The sequence below is a fragment of the Burkholderia sp. Ac-20379 genome (assembly GCF_017104645.1).
Lineage (GTDB): Bacteria > Pseudomonadota > Gammaproteobacteria > Burkholderiales > Burkholderiaceae > Burkholderia.
On record NZ_JAAGPF010000162.1, the window covers coordinates 1 to 16525 of the forward strand.

Sequence of the window (16525 nt, forward strand, 5' to 3'; positions counted from 1 at the left end):
CTCCTTCCCCTACACGAACGCCTTCCGATCTGCGGCATCGGGCGCGCGGCGCGAGACGGCCTCGGGTGTCGCGAAGCAGGCGCGCACGCGCGCGAGTTCGGCGTCGGGGATCGTGTGCGGGCCGCCGTCGTGGCCGACGATCTGCGCGAATTCGGCGTCCACGTCGTCGATGAAGCGCTGGCCTTCGGCCTTCACGAGGATCTTGATGCGCGCCTTGTATTTGTTGTCGCGGCGGCCGTACTGGTTGTACACGCGCACGATCGCCTCGATGTAATTCATGATGTCGCGCCACGGCACGAACGCGCGCATCAGCGTGCCGATCAGCGGCGTGCGGCCCATGCCGCCGCCGGCCGTGACGCGAAAGCCCAGCTCGCCGTGCGCGTCGTGCAGCAGGCGCAGCCCCACGTCGTGCCAGCCGGTGGCCGCGCGATCCTCGGCCGCGCCGCTGATCGCGATCTTGAACTTGCGCGGCAGGAACGCGAACTCGGGATGCAGGGTGGTCCACTGCCGCATGATTTCGGCGAACGGGCGCGGATCGGCGATCTCGTCGGGGGCCACGCCCGCGCGCTCGTCGCACGAGATGTTGCGGATGCAGTTGCCGCTCGTCTGGATGCCGTGCATGTCCACGGTGGCGAGCAGATCCATCACGTCAGCCGCGCGGTCGAGCGGAATCCAGTTGAACTGGACGTTGGTGCGCGTCGTGAAGTGCGCGTGGCGCGTGGGCAGCCGCACCGTGCCGAGCGCGCGCTGCGCGTCGAGCGCCTGGCGATACACGTGGGGCTCGGGCACGTCGTAGTCGCGCGCGATGCGGGCCAGCACGCGCAACTGCGCGCTCGACAGCTCGCCGTACGGCACCGCCACGCGCAGCATCGGCGCATGGCGCTGCACGTACCAGCCGTTCTGGAGCCGCAGCGGGCGGAATGCGTCCTCGGCGAGCCGGCCGTCCTGCCAGCGTTCGAGTTGATCGCGGAATTGCGCGGCGCGACTGCGCACGAAGGCGCGGTCGAAATCGGTATATCGATACATGGGGGGAGCAGGGGAAGGCTCGGCGTGCGCGCCGGGAAGCGACGACGTTACGGCCGCGGCTCGAACGCGACAAGCAGCAGATCGCGCGAAAAGCGGCACAGCAGTTTGGCCGCGGATCTGCTGCGCCCGTTTTTCCGCCGCCTGCTGCTATACGCACGGCGCGCGGCAGGCGACCATGCTCCGCAGAGCACGGCGCTGTGTCACCCCTTCGTCTTTCGCCGTGCCGGGATTACTGCGCGAGTGCCTGGGTCATCACCCCTAAACCCGCAGAGCTTGCGGCCGCATGCCTGTGGCGCGGCAGGCAACCGCTCCGGCACGCTAGCCCGTGCCGGAGTCCTCATTGCGCGATGCGAGGGCAGCGGGCCAGCGTGCCGCGTTGTCGTCGCGTCGAATGCCATGCGATCGCGCCGGCGCTTCAGCGCTTGCCCGCCGCCGTCAGCCGCATCGATTCCGCCGCCGTGTCGCGCAGCCATTGCGCGAGCCGCTGCGCGCCGTCGGGCAGATCGGCGTCGTCGCGCGTGCAGAGGTAGTAGTCGCGGCCGTCGTCGAGCGCCGTGTCGAACAGTTGCACCACCTCGCCGCTCGCGATCTCCGCCTCGATCAGCGGCGCGCGCATCAGCCCCGCGCCGAGCCCGGCGCGAATCGCGCCGAGCGTCAGTTGCCCATCCTCGAACATCGGCCCCACCACCGGCGGCACGTTGCGCACGCCCGCGCTGCGCAGCCAGTTGACCCAGGTGCTGCGATCCTCGTCGTGCACCAGCGGCACCACGGCCAGATCGGCCGGCTTGCGGAACGGCCCGAAGCGCCGCCGGAACGACGGGTGGCAGACCGGCACCATCGCGCCCGGCAGCAGCTTCTCGCAGCGGTAGCCGGGCCAGTCGCCCGCGCCGAAGCGGATCGACAGATCCGACGCATCGCTGCGGTAGTTGCGATGGTTCGCGTAGAGCACGGTCACGTCGACGTCGGTGTTCGCATCGAGGAAGCGATGCAGCCGCGGCACGAACCAGCCGATGCCGAACAGCGGAATCAGGCTGACGGTGATCTGCCGCAGCGAGGAGCGGTCGCGCACGAAGCCGGTGGCGCTGCGCAGCACCGAGAACGCCGCGCTGATCGAGCGGTAGTAATCGCGGCCCTCGTCGGTCAGCGCCAGCGCGCGGCCTTCGCGCACCGTCAGCGGCGTGCGGATGAACGCATCGAGCAGCTGCAATTGGTGACTGATCGCCGACGGCGTGATGTCCAGCTCGGCGGCGGCGGCCGTGACCGAGCCCAGGCGGGCGAACGCCTCGAACGCGCGTACCGCGCGCAGCGGCGGATCGTTGGCTAATTGTTCGATATTTTTCATGTTTTGAATTCTATCGAATAATTTTGAGATTGGCTCGCATTCCAAAATCCTTGTTTCGTAAGGGTTTGAGTCAATATGGTCGGTGCGGCATAAGCATTCAATCAATGGATATTTGCCGTTGTCGGATCGACTATTTAATATTTTTCATGTTTTAATCGTCCGCCACACGCTCCCCCGATCATGAAAAAAACCGTCCTGTCCGCTCCGTTCGCCGGCACCGCCATCGCGGCCGCCGCCACCCTCGCGCTGTCGCTGGCCGCGCCCGCCGTCATGGCGGCCGATGCGCCGCAAACCGTGCTGATCGGCCTGGCCGCGCCGCTGACCGGCCCGTCGGCGCGGATCGGCAAGGATCTGCAGAACGGCGCGCAGCTCGCGCTCGACGACGCCAACCGCACGCATCCGACCATCGGCGGCAAGCCGGTCGTCTACAAGCTGGTGGCGGTCGACGATCAATCCGACCCGCGCACGGCCGTGACGGTCGCGCAGGATCTGGTCGGGCAGCACGTGATCGGCGTGGTGGGCCACTGGAACACCGGCTGCAGCGTGCCGGCCGCGCGCGTCTATCACGACGCGGGCATCCCCGAGATCGCGCCGGCCTCCACGGGCCACCAGTACACGCTGCAGGGCTTCGACACCGCATTCCGGATCATGGGCCACGACGATACCGGCGGCGCCTACACCGGCGCGTACGCGGTCAAGACGCTGCACGCCAAGCGCATCGCCGTGCTCGACGACCGCACCTCGTTCGGCTCGGGCCTGGCCGACCAGTTCGTGAAGGGCGTGAAGGCGGACGGCGGCAACCTCGTCGATCGCGAATACGTGAACGACAAGACCACCGATTTCAGCGGCGTGCTGACCGCGATCAAGAGCAAGCGGCCGGACGTGGTGTTCTTCGGCGGCCTCGACGCGCAGGCCGCGCCGATCGCGCGCCGCATGCACCAGCTCGGCATCGACGCCACGCTGCTCGGCGCGGGCGGCTTCGTCAGCCAGACGTTCCTGTCGCTGGCCGGCAAGGACGGCGAGGGCGTGACCGCGCTCGAACCAGGCCGGCCGCTCGCGAAGATGCCCGGTGGCCCGGCGTTCGACGCGCAATACCGTGCGCGCTACCACGCGCCGATCGAACTGCACGCGCCGTTCGCCTACGACGCCGCCGCCACGCTGATCGCCGTCGCGCAGCAAACCGGCTCGACCGATCCGGCCAAGCTGGTGGCCGCGCTGCACAAGGTCGACCGGCAGGGCGTGACCGGCCGCATCCAGTTCGATGCGCAAGGCAACCTGAAGGACCCGGCCTACACGATCTACCAGGTGCGCGACGGCAAGTGGAACGTCGTCGACGTGCTCGGCGGCGCGGGCGCCGCGGCGCACTGAGGCCCGAAGCCGGGCTTCGGCGCGAATGGGCGGCGGCCGGTGACGAACCGGCGCCGCCCGTTCGCCGTTGCATGGCGACGGCCTTCGCAGCACCCCCACAACCATAACGACACGAACCCCCAAGTCAGGAGCTCCCATGACCGAGCCGACCCAGCCCACCGCCCCGAACGGCGACGCCGACACCGACACCCGCCTGGGCATCCTCGCGCGACGCCGGATCGAGGCGGAAATCATCAAGCCGATCTACGAGATCATGAAGCGCGAGTTCGGCACCGAGCGCGCGCAGGCCGTGATCGCCGAGGCCGTGCGCGGCGCGGCCGTCGACGCGGGCAAGTCGTTCGCGGCGCAGGAGCCGGACGGTGCGAGCATCGCCTCGTTCGTGGCGCTGCAGGTGCTGTGGGAGAAGGACGACGCGCTCGACGTGAGCGTACGGCGCGAGGACGCCGATCATTACGATTACGACGTGCATCGCTGCGCGTACGCCGAGATGTATCACGCGATGGGGCTTGGCGAAATCGGCCATCTGCTCAGTTGCGCGCGCGACGAATATTTCATTCGCGGCTACGACCCGCGCGTCGCGCTGACGCGCACCACCACCATCATGCAGGGCGCGAAGCGCTGCGATTTCCGCTACGCCGTGCGCGATGCGAAGGAGCCGAGCCATGGCGAATGAACGCAATGCGGCGCTGCGCGTCGACGGCGCGCGGCTCTGGGATTCGCTGGAGCGCATGGCGCGCATCGGCGCGACGCCGAAGGGCGGCGTGTGCCGCCTCGCGCTGACCGAACTCGATCGCGAATCGCGCGATCTGTTCGTCGAATGGGCGCGCGGGGCAGGCTGCACGATCCGCGTCGACGCGATGGGCAACGTGTTCGCGCGCCGCGCGGGCCGGGTGGCCGACGCCGCGCCCGTGATGACCGGCTCGCACGCCGATACGCAACCGACCGGCGGCCGCTACGACGGCATCTACGGCGTGCTCGGTGGGTTGGAGGTGGTGCGCGCGCTGAACGACGCGCGCATCGACACCGAGCGCCCGATCGACGTCGTGCTCTGGACCAACGAGGAAGGCTCGCGCTTCGCGCCGGCGATGGTGGCGTCGGGCGTGTTCGCGGGCGTGTTCACGCTCGACTACGGCCGCTCGCGCACCGATCGCCAGGGCGTCACGCTCGGCGACGCGCTGGCCGCGATCGGCTATGCGGGCGACGCGCCGGTGGGCGGCTATCCCGTGCATGCCGCCTACGAACTGCATATCGAGCAAGGGCCGATCCTCGAGCGCGCCGGCACCACGATCGGCGTGGTCACGGCGGGGCAGGGGCAGCGCTGGTACGAACTGACGTTCACGGGCGTGGACGCCCACGCGGGCACCACGCCGATGGACGCGCGCCGCGACGCGCTGGTGGGCGCCGCGCGCGTGATCGATTTCGTCGATGCGCTCGGCCGCCGCCTCGCACCCGACGCGCGCGCCACGGTCGGCATGATCGAGGCGCGCCCGAACTCGCGCAACACGGTGCCGGGCGAGTGCTTCTTCACGGTGGAATTCCGCCATCCCGACGCATCGGTGCTGGCCGAGATGGATGCCAAGCTGCGCGCGGAAGTGGCGCGGATCGCGGGCGATGCCGGGCTGGGCGTGCGCATCGAGCAGATCTTCGATTACGCGCCGGTGCCGTTCGCGCCGCGCTGCATCGAGGCGGTGCGCGATGCGGCCGCGGCGCTCGGGCTGTCGCACCGCGACATCGTGTCGGGCGCGGGCCACGACGCCTGCTATCTCGCGCGGGTCGCGCCGGCCGGCATGATTTTCGTGCCGTGTGTCGACGGCTTGAGTCACAACGAAGCGGAAGCGATCACGCCCGAATGGGCCGAGGCGGGCGCCAACGTGCTGCTGCACGCGGTGCTGGCCAGCGCGCAGGAGCCGGTGCAGGCCTGAGGCCGGGGCGTCGCGCGCGAGGCGTCAGGCCCGCGCGCGGCCGGTGTGCGTCACAGGGTCGGATGACACTGGAACGTCAGGTGCGTGGCGCTATCGGACACATGTTCCAGCCCCGGGCTCGCGCGCATGCCCTGCTGGGCGCAGTAGGCATCGGCGGTGCTGATCGCCTTCTGATGCGCGGCGGCCCAGGACAGCACGGCGCCGTGCGAACGGGTGTTGACGGTGTAGGTATGCGGCTTGTCGGTGGCGCTGACCTCGGACACGCTCGCGCATGCGCCGAGCCACAGCGTCAGACAGGCCGCGAGCAAGACGGTAAGCGGCGTTCTGGAAGACATAGGGCGTTTTTTGGACTGGGTTGGCGGCGCGGGGCGCCGCACAGGGACAGGCGGAAGTATCCGCGAATTCGCCGGCGCGATCATCGCTGCCAGGCCGAACACTTCGTTTCCGTTGTGTGAACAATGTGCGACGAAGCCCGATGTTCGGCGCGGGGCCGGCGAGCCGGTATCCTGTGCGACCGGCAGGGCGGCGCGGGGTTTCGGCCGCCGTCCGCCGAGACCAGTCCAAACACGAGGGTAATAACAGATGAGAGCACGACATTTCGCGGCAGCCTTCCTGATGGCGGCCGTGGCGGGGATCGGCGCGCACGCCGCGCAGGCGGCCAGCTTCGATTGCAAGGCGGCGCGCACCGGTATCGAACGCAGCATTTGCAGCCAGCCCGCGCTCGGCGATCTCGATTCGCAACTCGACACCACCTACCGCCAGACGCTGGCCCGCGCGGCCGATCCGGCCGCCGTGGCGCGCAGCCAGCGTGCCTGGCTGGCCGAACGCAACCGCTGCGGCGACGCGGCCTGCATCGAGCAGGCCTATCGTGGCCGGCTCGGCGCGCTGGCCGCCGTCAAGTCGGCCGAATGGCGCCGTTATTCGAGTGCGGCGCTCGGCATCGCGTTCGATTACCCGTCCAACCGCAAGCCCGTCACGCCGTGCCCGGGCACCGGCGAAAAGCACTGCGTCGCGCTGGTCGGCCGGGGCATGGACAACAGCGATTACTTCGTCGAGCTGAACGTGGTGAGCGGCCCGCTGGAAGCCGTGGCGCAGCGCGAGGCGCTGTTCAAGCAGGACGACGACGGCAAATGGGTGACGAGCGCCGGGCGGGGCATGCCCGCCGACGTCGAGCGCTTCGCGGGCCGCGGCTGGCAGGGCATGCGCGCCGTGCAGACGTGCGGCGTCAGCGATCCCGAAACGGGCTTTCACGCCGCGGGCGGCGAATGCCTGTGGGCCGTGTTGAGCAACGGCACCCAGGCCGTGGTGGCCGATACGCAGGGCATCGTCGGCAACGACGACGACACCGCGCGCGTGCTCGGCTCGCTGCAGTTCCTGCACTGATCCTGCACGAATCGGCGCCGCCGGCACGCAAAACCGTGCGCGGCGGCGCGTTTTTTCGAATCCTCACGCAATTCTCAAGCGGCTCGAGCACCTCGAGCACCTCAAGCGCCTGGCACGTCAGGCAAAACCGGCCGGCCACTGCGTCCGGCCGCGTTCGCCGAGCAGCGCGCGGCCCAGCGCCTCGAACGCGACGGCCGGCAGATCCGGCAGCCGTTCCACCACGGTGCTGGCCGGATAGAACGCCTCCACCGCATCGTCCAGGATGCCCACCCCGATCAACTCGATGCCGCGTGCGCGCACTTCCGCGATCCGCAGCCGCAGGTCCGCGCGCAGCCGCGCCGGATCGCCGTCGCCGGTGGCCGGATAGCCGTCCGACAGCACCATCAGGATGCGCCGCTGCGCGCGGCGCGCGAGCAGGCGTTCGGCGGCCCAGCTCAGCGCCTCGCCGTCCGGGTTCTCGTGGCCGCACTCGATGCGCGCGAGGCCGCTCGGATTGTCCGAATCGAAGCGCTTGTAGATTTCCAGGTCGAGCCGCTCGACGAAGCGGTTGTAGCCGTGCTGCGCGTGGCCCTGCGCAAGCCAGCGGTCGTGGAACGCGCGCATCGCCGGATCGTCGATCGAGCTGTAGCCGAGCGCCTCGCACGGAAAGCCCAGTTGCGCGAGCGCGTCGCACAGCGCCGCCGCGCACAGCCGCGCGAGTTCGATCTTGCGGCCGGCCATCGAGCCGCTGCGGTCGATCAGCAGCGTGACGGCCGTGTCGCGCCCGGAGGTGGTGCGCCGCGTGCGGAACGGCGTGCGATAGCCGGGCGTGGTGGCGACGCGCGCCAGCGCGCGGCGGTCGAGTTCGCCGCGTTCCTGCTCGGTGCGCCAGTGCAGATGTTCGTCGGCCTCGAGCGCGCGTTCGAGCTGCGCCTTCAGGCGGGACGTTTGCGCGCGCGCCGCGCTGCGCAGCTTGCGCCACGCGGTGGCGTCGCCGCTGCCGGTCAGGTCGGTGACGGTGTCGAACGCGGTGGTGATCGGGATCGAGCGTAGCGGCGCGGCCGGCGCGGGCGCGGCGCGCGGCGAGGGCGCGCTGTCGCCGGTGGCGCGGTCGTTTTCCGAGGATGCGCCGTCGGACAGCGTGGCGGCGTTCGACAGTTCGGCGCTCGCGGCGGCCGCGTCGGTGGCGGGTGCGCTGCCGAAGGCGTCGTCGGGATCGATCTCGATCGCGGTGTCGGGCGTGTCGAGCGAGGTTTCGCGATCGACCGTGAGCATCATGGTGTTGACGTTGCCGCGCGCGAGCCCGCGCACGTGGGCCACGATCCGGCTCGCGGCTTCGATGCTGTCCGCCGTCGAGCGCGCGGCGCGAGCATCGTCGAGCAACGCCTGGCTGGCGTGCAGCGTGGCGTCGAGCGAAGCGACGCGTTCGGGCTGCGTCGGTGGTTCGCCATGCAGCTCGCGCGCGATGCGCCAGATCAGGCGGTCGCGCCAGTTCAGCGCGGGCCAGCGCCGGGCGGTGTCGCGCGCGGCGGCTTCGCGCTGGCGCGCCAGCAGCGGCGCCGCGCCCGGAAATCGCGCGGCCCGCGCACGGCTCGCGCGGTCATCGTCGATGGTGTCGGCCAGCGCGCGCGTGACGTCGGCGGTCACGCCGGCCCGCTGCGCCGGATAGCCGAAGCGCAGCCGCGCGGCCAGCAGATCGGCCCAGCCCGCCAGTGCGTCGGCCGACAGCGGCGCGTCGCCGGCGGTGGCGGGCAGCGTCAGGACGGTCGCGCCGGCCTCGTCGCTCGCCAGGTCGATGCGCGGGCCGTCGCGCGACACCCGCACCTGCACGCGCGGGTCGCCGGTCAGCACGCGCGCGAGCTTGCCGAGCCGCTCGCCGGGATCGTCGGTGGCTGCGGCCTCGGCTTCGCCCGGTTTCATGCCGGTTCCTGCCCGATGTAATGACGGACGATGTCGCGGATCAACGCGGCGTCGTCGGCGCTCACCTTGGCGTAGATCGTCGGGCCGGCCGCGATTTCCGCGTCGCCGGTGCGCAGCATCAGCGCCGTCCAGTCGATCAGGCGGCGCGTCGAGAACGCGCTGGCCAGATCGTCGCGCTCGAACGCCGCGCGGCACGCGGCGGCGATCGCGGCCAGCGTCTCGGCCATCGGCGCGCTGACGCGCGGCCCGAACGTGCGGCGCAGCACCTCGGCTTCCTCGGCCGGCGACAGATAACCGATCTCGTAGACGCGCCAGCGATCGAGAAACGCGTCGTTCATGACGTTGGCGCCCTGATACAGATGCCGGAAGCGGCTCATCGCGCCGGCCGCATTGGCCGTGGCGAACAGGCGGAACGCCGGATGCGGGGCCACGATCTCGTCGCCCTTTTCCTTCAGCAGCAGGCGGCCGCCCGGCTCGAGCACGGCGGTCAGCACCGCGAGGATCGCCGGCTCGGCGAAATCCACCTCGTCGACGATCAGCCACAGCCCGGCGCGCATCGCGGTCGGCAGCACGCCGTCCACCCAGATCGTCTCGCCGCCCTTGACCGTCCAGAAGCCGACGAAATCGCCCACCGTGGTCTGGCCGTTCATGTTCGCGCGCAGCACGCCCTGGCCGGCCTGCGCGGCCGTCTGTTCGATCAGGCTGGTCTTGCCGGTGCCGGTGTGGCCGATCAGCAGCAGGCGGCGGTTCTCGGCGATGTCGCGCACCACGTTGGCCGCGCGCTCGCCGAACAGGTAGGCCGGGTTCGCTGCCGGCACCAGCGGGCCGCCCGCGCCGCGCGGCAACGGCACGCCGGCGATCGCGACGCAGGCGTCGGTATCGGCCTCGGCGGCTTGCGCGGCCTCGGCCGCCGTGTCGCGGGCGGCGTCGCGCAGGTCGGCCAGGAAGCGTGCGCGATGCGGCGGCGCGGCGGCCTCGCCGCTGTCGTCGCGGCGCGCGTAGCCTTCGCGCTGCCATTTGCGCAGCTTCGCGTCGAGGTTGTCGAGATCGATGACGGTGTCGATATCGGTGTCGCCGCTGGCGCGGCGATGCTGGATCCGATACATGTGCGGCCGGTCCGAATGGCTGACGAGCCAGGCGCCGTCGTCGCGCGCATAGACGCCGACGGGCGACGGCTCGGTGGAAAGCGAGTCAGGCAGGGTGCTCATCGGCGGGCGGCGGTGGCGGCGTGCGGTCGGGAAGCTGCCATTGTGCGCCGCCGCCCGATACGGCGCAAAAGCGCGACGATCCCCGCAATTCGTTCCGTTCGGGAGGCAATGCATTTCGCGTCAGTGGTTTATTGCTTGGAAGGATTGATTCAGACTGGCGCTTCCGGTTCGCGCAGCCGCACGAACCGTCCCTCTATATATAGAGCGGCCTCGCTTCCGGAAGCGGGCCGCCCGCAACCCGGAGCCCGATTCGATGACGACCGACCTGACCCAGCTTCCCGGCTCGACGCTCGCATTCCGCCGCCGCCCGGCCGCCGGCGCGGCGCGCGCCCGGTTGTTGCTGCTGCACGGCGTGGGCGGCAACGAAACCAACCTGGCCGCCGTGGCCGACGCGCTGCCGGCCGATCTCGACCTGTTGTTCGTGCGCGGCCCGCTGACGCTCGGCCCCGGGCAGTTCGCGTGGTTCCACGTGCGCTTCGGCCCGAACGGCCCGGCCATCGACGCCGCGCAGGCCGACGCGAGCCGCCTGCAACTGATCGCGCTGCTGCGCGCGTTGCGCGAGGCCGATGGCGCGGAATCGTTGCCGACGCTGATCGGCGGCTTCAGCCAGGGCGGCATCATGAGCGCGAGCGTCGGCCTCAGCGCGCCGGAATGGGTGCGTGGCTTCGCGATCCTGAGCGGCCGGATCCTGCCCGAGATCGCGCCGCACGTCGCGCCGCGCGAGGCGCTGGCCGGCCTCGATGCGTTCGTCGCGCACGGCGAGTACGACGACAAGCTGCCGGTGTCGTGGGCCGAGCGCGCCGATGCGATGCTGACCGAACTCGGCGTGCCGCACGCCGTGCGCCGCTATCCGGTCGGCCATCAGCTGACGGGCGAGATCGTCGGCGATTTCGCGGCGTGGGCGGACGCGCGTATCGGGCAGGCTTGAGCGCTGCTGCGCGGATCGTCTCGCGCGCGAGATAATCGCGCTTTGACGATCCGGAGACGCAGCAAATGAACTTGTCGGAACAATGGGTGCTCGTGACGGGCGGCGCGCGCGGGCTGGGCGCATCGATCGCGCGTTCGCTGGCGCGCGAGGGCGCGGGCGTGATCGTCAATTACCTGCACAGCGAAGCGGCGGCCGAGGCGCTGGTGGCCGAACTCGGCCCGCGCGCGATCGCGCTGCAGGCCGACGTGACCGACGCGGCGCAAGTCCGCCGGATGGTGGAGGCGGCGCGCGAACGCACCGGCGAGCCGATGACTGCGGTGGTCAACAACGCGCTGGCCAGCTTCCGCTTCGACGGCGACGCGCGGCCGCAACTCGCCGACATCTCGTGGGCGCGCATGCAGCAGCAGCTCGAAGGCGCGGTCAAGGGCGCGCTCAATACGATGCAGGCAGTGTTGCCCGGCATGCGCGAGCGCGGCTTCGGGCGGATCGTCAACGTCGGCACCAACCTCGTCCAGAACCCGGTCGTGCCGTATCACGACTACACCGCGTCGAAGGCCGCGCTGCTGGCGCTGACGCGCACCGCGTCGAACGATCTCGGCCCCGACGGCATCACCGTCAACATGGTGTCGGGCGGGCTGCTGCGCAGCACCGACGCGAGCCGTGCCACGCCCGAAGCCGTGTTCGACATGATCGCGGGCTTCACGCCGCTGCGCCGCGTGACCACGCCCGAGGAATTCGCCGATGCCGTGCTGTTCTTCCTGTCGCCGTGGTCGCGCGCCGTGACCGGGCAGAACCTGATCGTCGACGGCGGGCTGGTCAAGGGGTGACCGGGGGCTGCCCAGGGCTGCGCCAGGGCTGACGCCTCAGCCGGGCAGCGTATCGCTTTCGACCAGGCCCGGCACCGCCTCGCGCATCGTCGCGACGAAGCGCAGCAGCCGCGACGGATAGAACTGCGCGTGCGGATACGTGAGGTAGGCCGGCAGCGGCGGGGCGCGCCATTCCGGCGCGACGTGCACGAGCCGGCCGGCGGCCAGATCGTCGGCCAGCAGCCACGACGAGCTGATGCCCACGCCCAGCCCGTGCAGCATCGTGCTGCGCAGCGCGAACAGGTTGTCGGTGCTCATGCGCGGCTGGATCGTGAAGCGGCGCGTCTCGCCGGTCGTGCGATGCGTGAGCGCGATCTCGTTGCGGTAATAGGTGCGCAGCGCCAGCCATGTCAGCGGCGCCAGCTCCTCCGGCGTGGCCGGAATCCGCCCGCCTTCCAGCAGCGATGGCGCGGCCACCACGATGCGCGGCACGTTCGCCAGCTTGATCGCCACCACCGACGGGTCGGTCGGCTCGCCCACCTGGATCGCGCAATCGATGCCGGTGCCGATGAAATCGTGCACTTCGTCCTGCAGCAGCCATTCCACCGTCACGCGCGGGTGCGCCCGCAGGAAACGCATCAGCGGCTCGACGAAGATCTGCTGGCCGAACGCATGCGGCACCGTCACGCGCAGCGGGCCTTCCGGCTCCTGCTGCGCGCCGCGCAGATCGGCTTCGAACGCGGCCCAACTGGCCAGCAATTCCTTGGCGCGCTTGAACGCGCGTTCGCCATCCACCGTCAGCCGCATCGAATGCGTCGAACGGTGCAGCAGACGCACGCCGAGCGAGCGCTCGAGCGCCTGCAAGCGCCGGCTGACGGTGGGCTGGGTGGTGCGCAGCAAGGCCGCCGCCGCCGACAAATTGCCCGATTCGACTATACGTACGAATGTTTCCATCAATTGAAAACGATAGCCGGCATCGTCGGGGGACGCTTCCGGAACCCGGTGACGTGCGCCAGAAGCCGGGCTGGCGGGCGATTTGGTGGTCATGCGTGGAGCGTATAGCAAATGTGCGGGCGGTGCCACTACCGGCCCTGCGCCGCAGCCGTCACACTCGCGATTCCTGATTCACGACGAGATGGAATCGCATCATGAGCTCGACCCCCGATTTCGAAGCCGCCGGCGAAGTTGTCCGCGAGGCGGTCATGCCGGCTGCGCATCGCAGCGCCCCCGCTTCGGCCTCCACCGGCCACGGCCAGCAGGCCGTGCTGACGCCGCGCCTCGTGCTGCTGCTGGCCGCCGCCGCCGGGCTTGGCGTGGCGCCGCTCTATTACAGTCAGCCGATGCTGGGCGTGCTTGGGCCGGACATCGGCGCGTCGGACCGGCTGGTCGGCTTCGTGCCCACGCTGACCCAGCTCGGCTATGCGCTCGGCATCCTGCTGCTCGCGCCGCTCGGCGATCGCTTCGACCGGCGGCGCGTGATTCTCGTCAAGGCCGGCGTGCTGGTGGCCGCGTTGCTGCTGGCCGCGCTCGCGCCGTCGATCGGTTTCCTGCTTGCCGCGAGCTTCGCGGTGGGGCTGGCCGCGACGCTTGCGCAGGACGTCGTGCCGGCCGGGGCGACGCTCGCGCCCGACGCGAGTCGCGGCAAGGTGGTCGGCACCGTCATGACGGGCTTGCTGCTCGGCATCCTGCTGTCGCGCGTGGTGGCCGGGGTGGTGGCAGGCAGCCTCGGCTGGCGCGCGACCTTCGTGATCGCGGCGGTCAGCGTCGCCGCGATCGGCGTGGCGGCCGCACGCGGCCTGCCGAGCTTCCGGCCCACCACGCAATTGCCGTATCGCGCGCTGATCGCCTCGCTCGGCGCGCTGTGGCGCCAGCATCCGGCCTTGCGCCGCGCCGCATTCGCGCAGGGCATCCTCGCGATCGGCTTCAGCGGCTTCTGGACGACGCTGGCCGTGATGCTGCACGGCGCGCCGTTCCATCTCGGCAGCGCGGCGGCCGGCGCGTTCGGCCTGGCCGGTGCGGCTGGCGCCCTGGCCGCGCCGCTGGCCGGCCGGCTGGCCGACCGCCGCGGCTCGGAGTTCGTCACGCGGCTCGGCATCGGCGTGGCCACCGTGTCGTTCGCCGCGATGGGGTTCGCGCCGTGGCTGCCGGTGTCGGCGCAGCTCGCCCTGATCGCGCTGAGCACGGTGGGCTTCGACCTCGGCTTCCAGTCGACGCTGATCGCGCATCAGACGATCGTCTACGGCATCGATCCCGCCTCGCGCAGCCGACTCAACGCGGTGCTGTTCGTCGGCATGTTCATCGGCATGTCGGCCGGCGCCGGGTTGGCGACCTTGCTGTTCGCGCAGTGGGGCTGGACGGCGGTGGTGGTGCTGGCCGTGGCCACCTCGCTGACGGCGCTGGCCGTGCGGATGCTGGGCCGGCGTTGAGCCGAACGTGCACGATGTGGCGTCGGGCAAGCGGGCGGGCCGGATGGCTCGCCCGTTTTGTCATGGGCGGGCGGCGGCGCGCCGTTGACGCGCACGGGCGATCTGTCGACAATCCGCAAACCATTCATGCGCGGGTTCGCCGACCGAGGATGTCATGCCGCTACGTTTGAACGCATCGTTGTGTTGTGTCGGGTGGCTCGTTGCGATGTCGATGGGGGCGGCGGGGGCGGCCGAGGCGGTGGCTGCGAATGCCGCTGCGTCCGTCGTGTCCGCTTCGTCGGCGCAGGCCGTGCCGGCTGCTTCGTCCGCGCAAGCGCCGTCGGCCGCGAGCGCGCCGTCCGCGAACCGCTCGCGTGAGGCCCAGGCGGCTGCCGGCGCATCGCACGGAAGCGACGGCAATGATCGCGTCATTCCGGTTCCGCCCGAAACCCGCTCGGTCACGCGCCATTCGATCCGGCTCGACGGCCGCACGCTCGACTACACCGCCACCGCCGGCAACCTGCTGCTGCGCGACGATGCCGGCGAGGCCACCGCGAGCGTCTTCTATATTGCGTACACCGCGAACGGCAAGCGCGCCGCGTCGCGGCCCGTGACGTTCCTGTTCAACGGCGGGCCGGGCGCCGGCACGATGTTCCTGATGATGGGTTCGTTCGGCCCGAAGCGCGCGCATACGGCCAGCCCCGCCGTCAGCGGGCCGGCGCCGTACGATCTCGCCGACAACCCCGACAGCCTGCTCGACCAGACCGATCTCGTCTTCATCGACGCGGTGGGTGCCGGCTTCTCGCGCCCGGTGGGCCACGCGACGGGCAAGAACTTCTGGGGCGTCGACAGCGATCTGAACGCGTTCGACCATTTCATCGAGCGCTATTTGACCGTATACGGCCGCTGGGATTCGCCGAAGTACCTGTTCGGCGAATCGTATGGCACCGCGCGGGCCGCGATGCTCGCGCATCGGCTGAACGACAGCAACATCGCGTTGAACGGCGTGATCTTGATGTCGTCCGTGCTCGATTCGGCGGCGTTCTCGCCCGGCTCCGATTTCGAGAGCGAAAGCTATCTGCCGACGTATGCGGCGATCGCCTGGTATCACGGCCGCCTCTCGCCGAAGCCGGCGAACCTGCCCGCGTTTCTCGACGAGGTGCGGGCGTTCGCGCGCGGCCCGTATCAACAGGCGCTGGCCGCGGGCGACGCGCTGCCCGATGCCGAACGCGACGCGATTGCCGCGCGCATCGCCGGCTATACCGGGCTCGATGTGCAGTTCATCAAGGATGCGCGGCTGCGCGTGGGGCCGTCGCGATTCCGCAAGCAGTTGCTGCGCGGCGAGTCGCGCAGCCTGGGCCGTTACGACGCGCGCTTCGAGGGGATCGATTACGACGATGCGGGCGAGCGCCCCGATTACGACGCATCGGCGACGAGCATTTCGAGCGTGTTCGACGCCGCGCTGCATCGGCATCTCGCGCAGGATCTCGATTACCGTCCGACCGACCGGTATCGCGTGTTCAACGATGCGGCCTTGCGCCAATGGGACTGGAAGCATCGCGCGTGGTGGGGCGAGCAACTGGCCGTGCCGTATGCGGCCGGCGATCTGGCCGAGGCGATGCGGCAGAACCCGAAGCTGCGCGTGATGTCGCTGAACGGCTACTTCGATCTGGCGACGCCGTTCTACGCGACCGAATACGCGCTGTCGCATCTGGGCCTCGACCGTTCGCTGCGCGCGAATCTCGCGCTGCGCTACTACCCGACCGGCCACATGATCTATCTCGACGACGCCGCGCTGCATGCGATGAAGGGCGATCTCGCGCGCTTCTACCAGGCGTCGGAGCCGTCCGATTGAGGATGGCCGGGGTGCGAGTTGGTTGCATGAACAACCGTATATCCCGTTTATTCTTTTGAGATCAAAGGCTTGGCATGAAGGGCGCCGCGCGAGCGGCGCCCTTCATGCATTTTCTTTGCGAAAACACTTGCACGAAGCGAGTTCGGTGCTTAGAATTCGGCCTCTCTCGCGATGACGGAAACGCAGAACGAGAGGGGAAGCAAGGCAGGACAAGGAAAGCGCCGGATTGTTGGCAGCATCCTTGAACTGATGAGGAACTCGATCGATGCAGTTTGTTGATCGAAGCGCTGAAAAAAGTAGTTGACGCGCTTCAAAATGTTCTTCATAATCTCGCTTCTCTGCTGCTGAAAACGCAGCGCCGAAACGAAGCCAAGCTTCTCTCG

At 70.0% G+C, this 16525-nt stretch carries 14 protein-coding genes and 1 pseudogene; 8 read left to right on the forward strand and 7 right to left on the reverse strand.

Annotated features, from left to right (window positions below):
- Positions 1-108: 108 nt before the first annotated feature.
- A pseudogene (locus G3N92_RS20000) lies at positions 109-1026 on the reverse strand (nitrite/sulfite reductase); the annotation flags it as partial.
- Positions 1027-1441: 415 nt separating this feature from the next.
- Positions 1442-2368 (reverse strand): LysR substrate-binding domain-containing protein, encoded by a 927-nt coding sequence (locus G3N92_RS20005; protein ID WP_206129313.1) that lies wholly within the window; start codon positions 2366-2368, stop codon positions 1442-1444.
- 180 nt (positions 2369-2548) lie between these two features.
- Between G3N92_RS20005 and G3N92_RS20010 the strand changes: the two genes are divergently transcribed.
- The 3 genes from G3N92_RS20010 (at position 2549) to G3N92_RS20020 (ending at position 5658) form a co-directional block, all read left to right on the forward strand.
- Positions 2549-3736, forward strand: coding sequence for a branched-chain amino acid ABC transporter substrate-binding protein (locus G3N92_RS20010; protein WP_206129314.1), 1188 nt, complete (start codon positions 2549-2551; stop codon positions 3734-3736).
- 136 nt (positions 3737-3872) lie between these two features.
- Positions 3873-4409 (forward strand): L-2-amino-thiazoline-4-carboxylic acid hydrolase, encoded by a 537-nt coding sequence (locus G3N92_RS20015; RefSeq protein WP_206129315.1) that lies wholly within the window; start codon positions 3873-3875, stop codon positions 4407-4409.
- Complete coding sequence (locus G3N92_RS20020) at positions 4399-5658, forward strand: Zn-dependent hydrolase (RefSeq protein ID WP_206129316.1); 1260 nt, start codon at positions 4399-4401, stop codon at positions 5656-5658. The genes G3N92_RS20015 and G3N92_RS20020 overlap by 11 nt, the downstream gene beginning before the upstream one ends.
- Before the next feature lie 50 nt (positions 5659-5708).
- Here G3N92_RS20020 and G3N92_RS20025 read toward each other — a convergent pair whose 3' ends face one another.
- Entirely contained in the window at positions 5709-5993 is a 285-nt protein-coding gene (locus G3N92_RS20025) for a hypothetical protein (protein ID WP_206129317.1), read from the reverse strand.
- 247 nt (positions 5994-6240) lie between these two features.
- On the opposite strand from G3N92_RS20025, the gene G3N92_RS20030 reads away from it, so the two are divergent.
- Positions 6241-7041 carry a lysozyme inhibitor LprI family protein gene (locus tag G3N92_RS20030; protein WP_206129318.1) on the forward strand — a complete coding sequence of 267 codons (801 nt, stop codon included), beginning with the start codon at positions 6241-6243 and terminating at the stop codon, positions 7039-7041.
- Between the two features lie 117 nt (positions 7042-7158).
- Here G3N92_RS20030 and G3N92_RS20035 read toward each other — a convergent pair whose 3' ends face one another.
- Together G3N92_RS20035 and G3N92_RS20040 are read right to left on the reverse strand one after the other, a co-directional pair.
- Complete coding sequence (locus G3N92_RS20035; protein WP_206129319.1) at positions 7159-8940, reverse strand: cobalamin biosynthesis protein CobT; 1782 nt, start codon at positions 8938-8940, stop codon at positions 7159-7161.
- Positions 8937-10148, reverse strand: coding sequence for an AAA family ATPase (locus tag G3N92_RS20040; protein WP_206129320.1), 1212 nt, complete (start codon positions 10146-10148; stop codon positions 8937-8939). Before G3N92_RS20040 ends, G3N92_RS20035 begins: the two co-directional genes overlap by 4 nt.
- 253 nt (positions 10149-10401) lie before the next feature.
- Here G3N92_RS20040 and G3N92_RS20045 point away from each other — a divergent pair, with 253 nt between their 5' ends.
- Together G3N92_RS20045 and G3N92_RS20050 are read left to right on the forward strand one after the other, a co-directional pair.
- Positions 10402-11076: a phospholipase gene (locus G3N92_RS20045; protein ID WP_206129321.1), complete on the forward strand. Its 675-nt coding sequence runs from the start codon at positions 10402-10404 to the stop codon at positions 11074-11076.
- 65 nt (positions 11077-11141) lie between these two features.
- Complete coding sequence (locus G3N92_RS20050; protein WP_206129322.1) at positions 11142-11903, forward strand: 3-oxoacyl-ACP reductase; 762 nt, start codon at positions 11142-11144, stop codon at positions 11901-11903.
- A gap of 36 nt (positions 11904-11939) precedes the next feature.
- Here the strand turns inward: G3N92_RS20050 and G3N92_RS20055 are convergent, their stop codons facing one another.
- A complete protein-coding gene (locus G3N92_RS20055; RefSeq protein WP_206129323.1) occupies positions 11940-12929 on the reverse strand; it encodes a LysR family transcriptional regulator in 990 nt (329 codons plus the stop codon).
- Between the two features lie 101 nt (positions 12930-13030).
- Here G3N92_RS20055 and G3N92_RS20060 point away from each other — a divergent pair, with 101 nt between their 5' ends.
- Both G3N92_RS20060 and G3N92_RS20065 read left to right on the forward strand, forming a co-directional pair.
- Positions 13031-14308, forward strand: a complete 1278-nt coding sequence (locus tag G3N92_RS20060; RefSeq protein WP_206129324.1) for an MFS transporter — start codon at positions 13031-13033, stop codon at positions 14306-14308.
- 154 nt (positions 14309-14462) lie between these two features.
- Positions 14463-16142: a peptidase S10 gene (locus G3N92_RS20065; protein ID WP_206129325.1), complete on the forward strand. Its 1680-nt coding sequence runs from the start codon at positions 14463-14465 to the stop codon at positions 16140-16142.
- A 149-nt stretch (positions 16143-16291) separates the two neighbouring features.
- Here the strand turns inward: G3N92_RS20065 and G3N92_RS20070 are convergent.
- Positions 16292-16525 (reverse strand): hypothetical protein (locus G3N92_RS20070; RefSeq protein ID WP_206129326.1); only part of this gene is annotated, 234 nt, incomplete at its 5' end.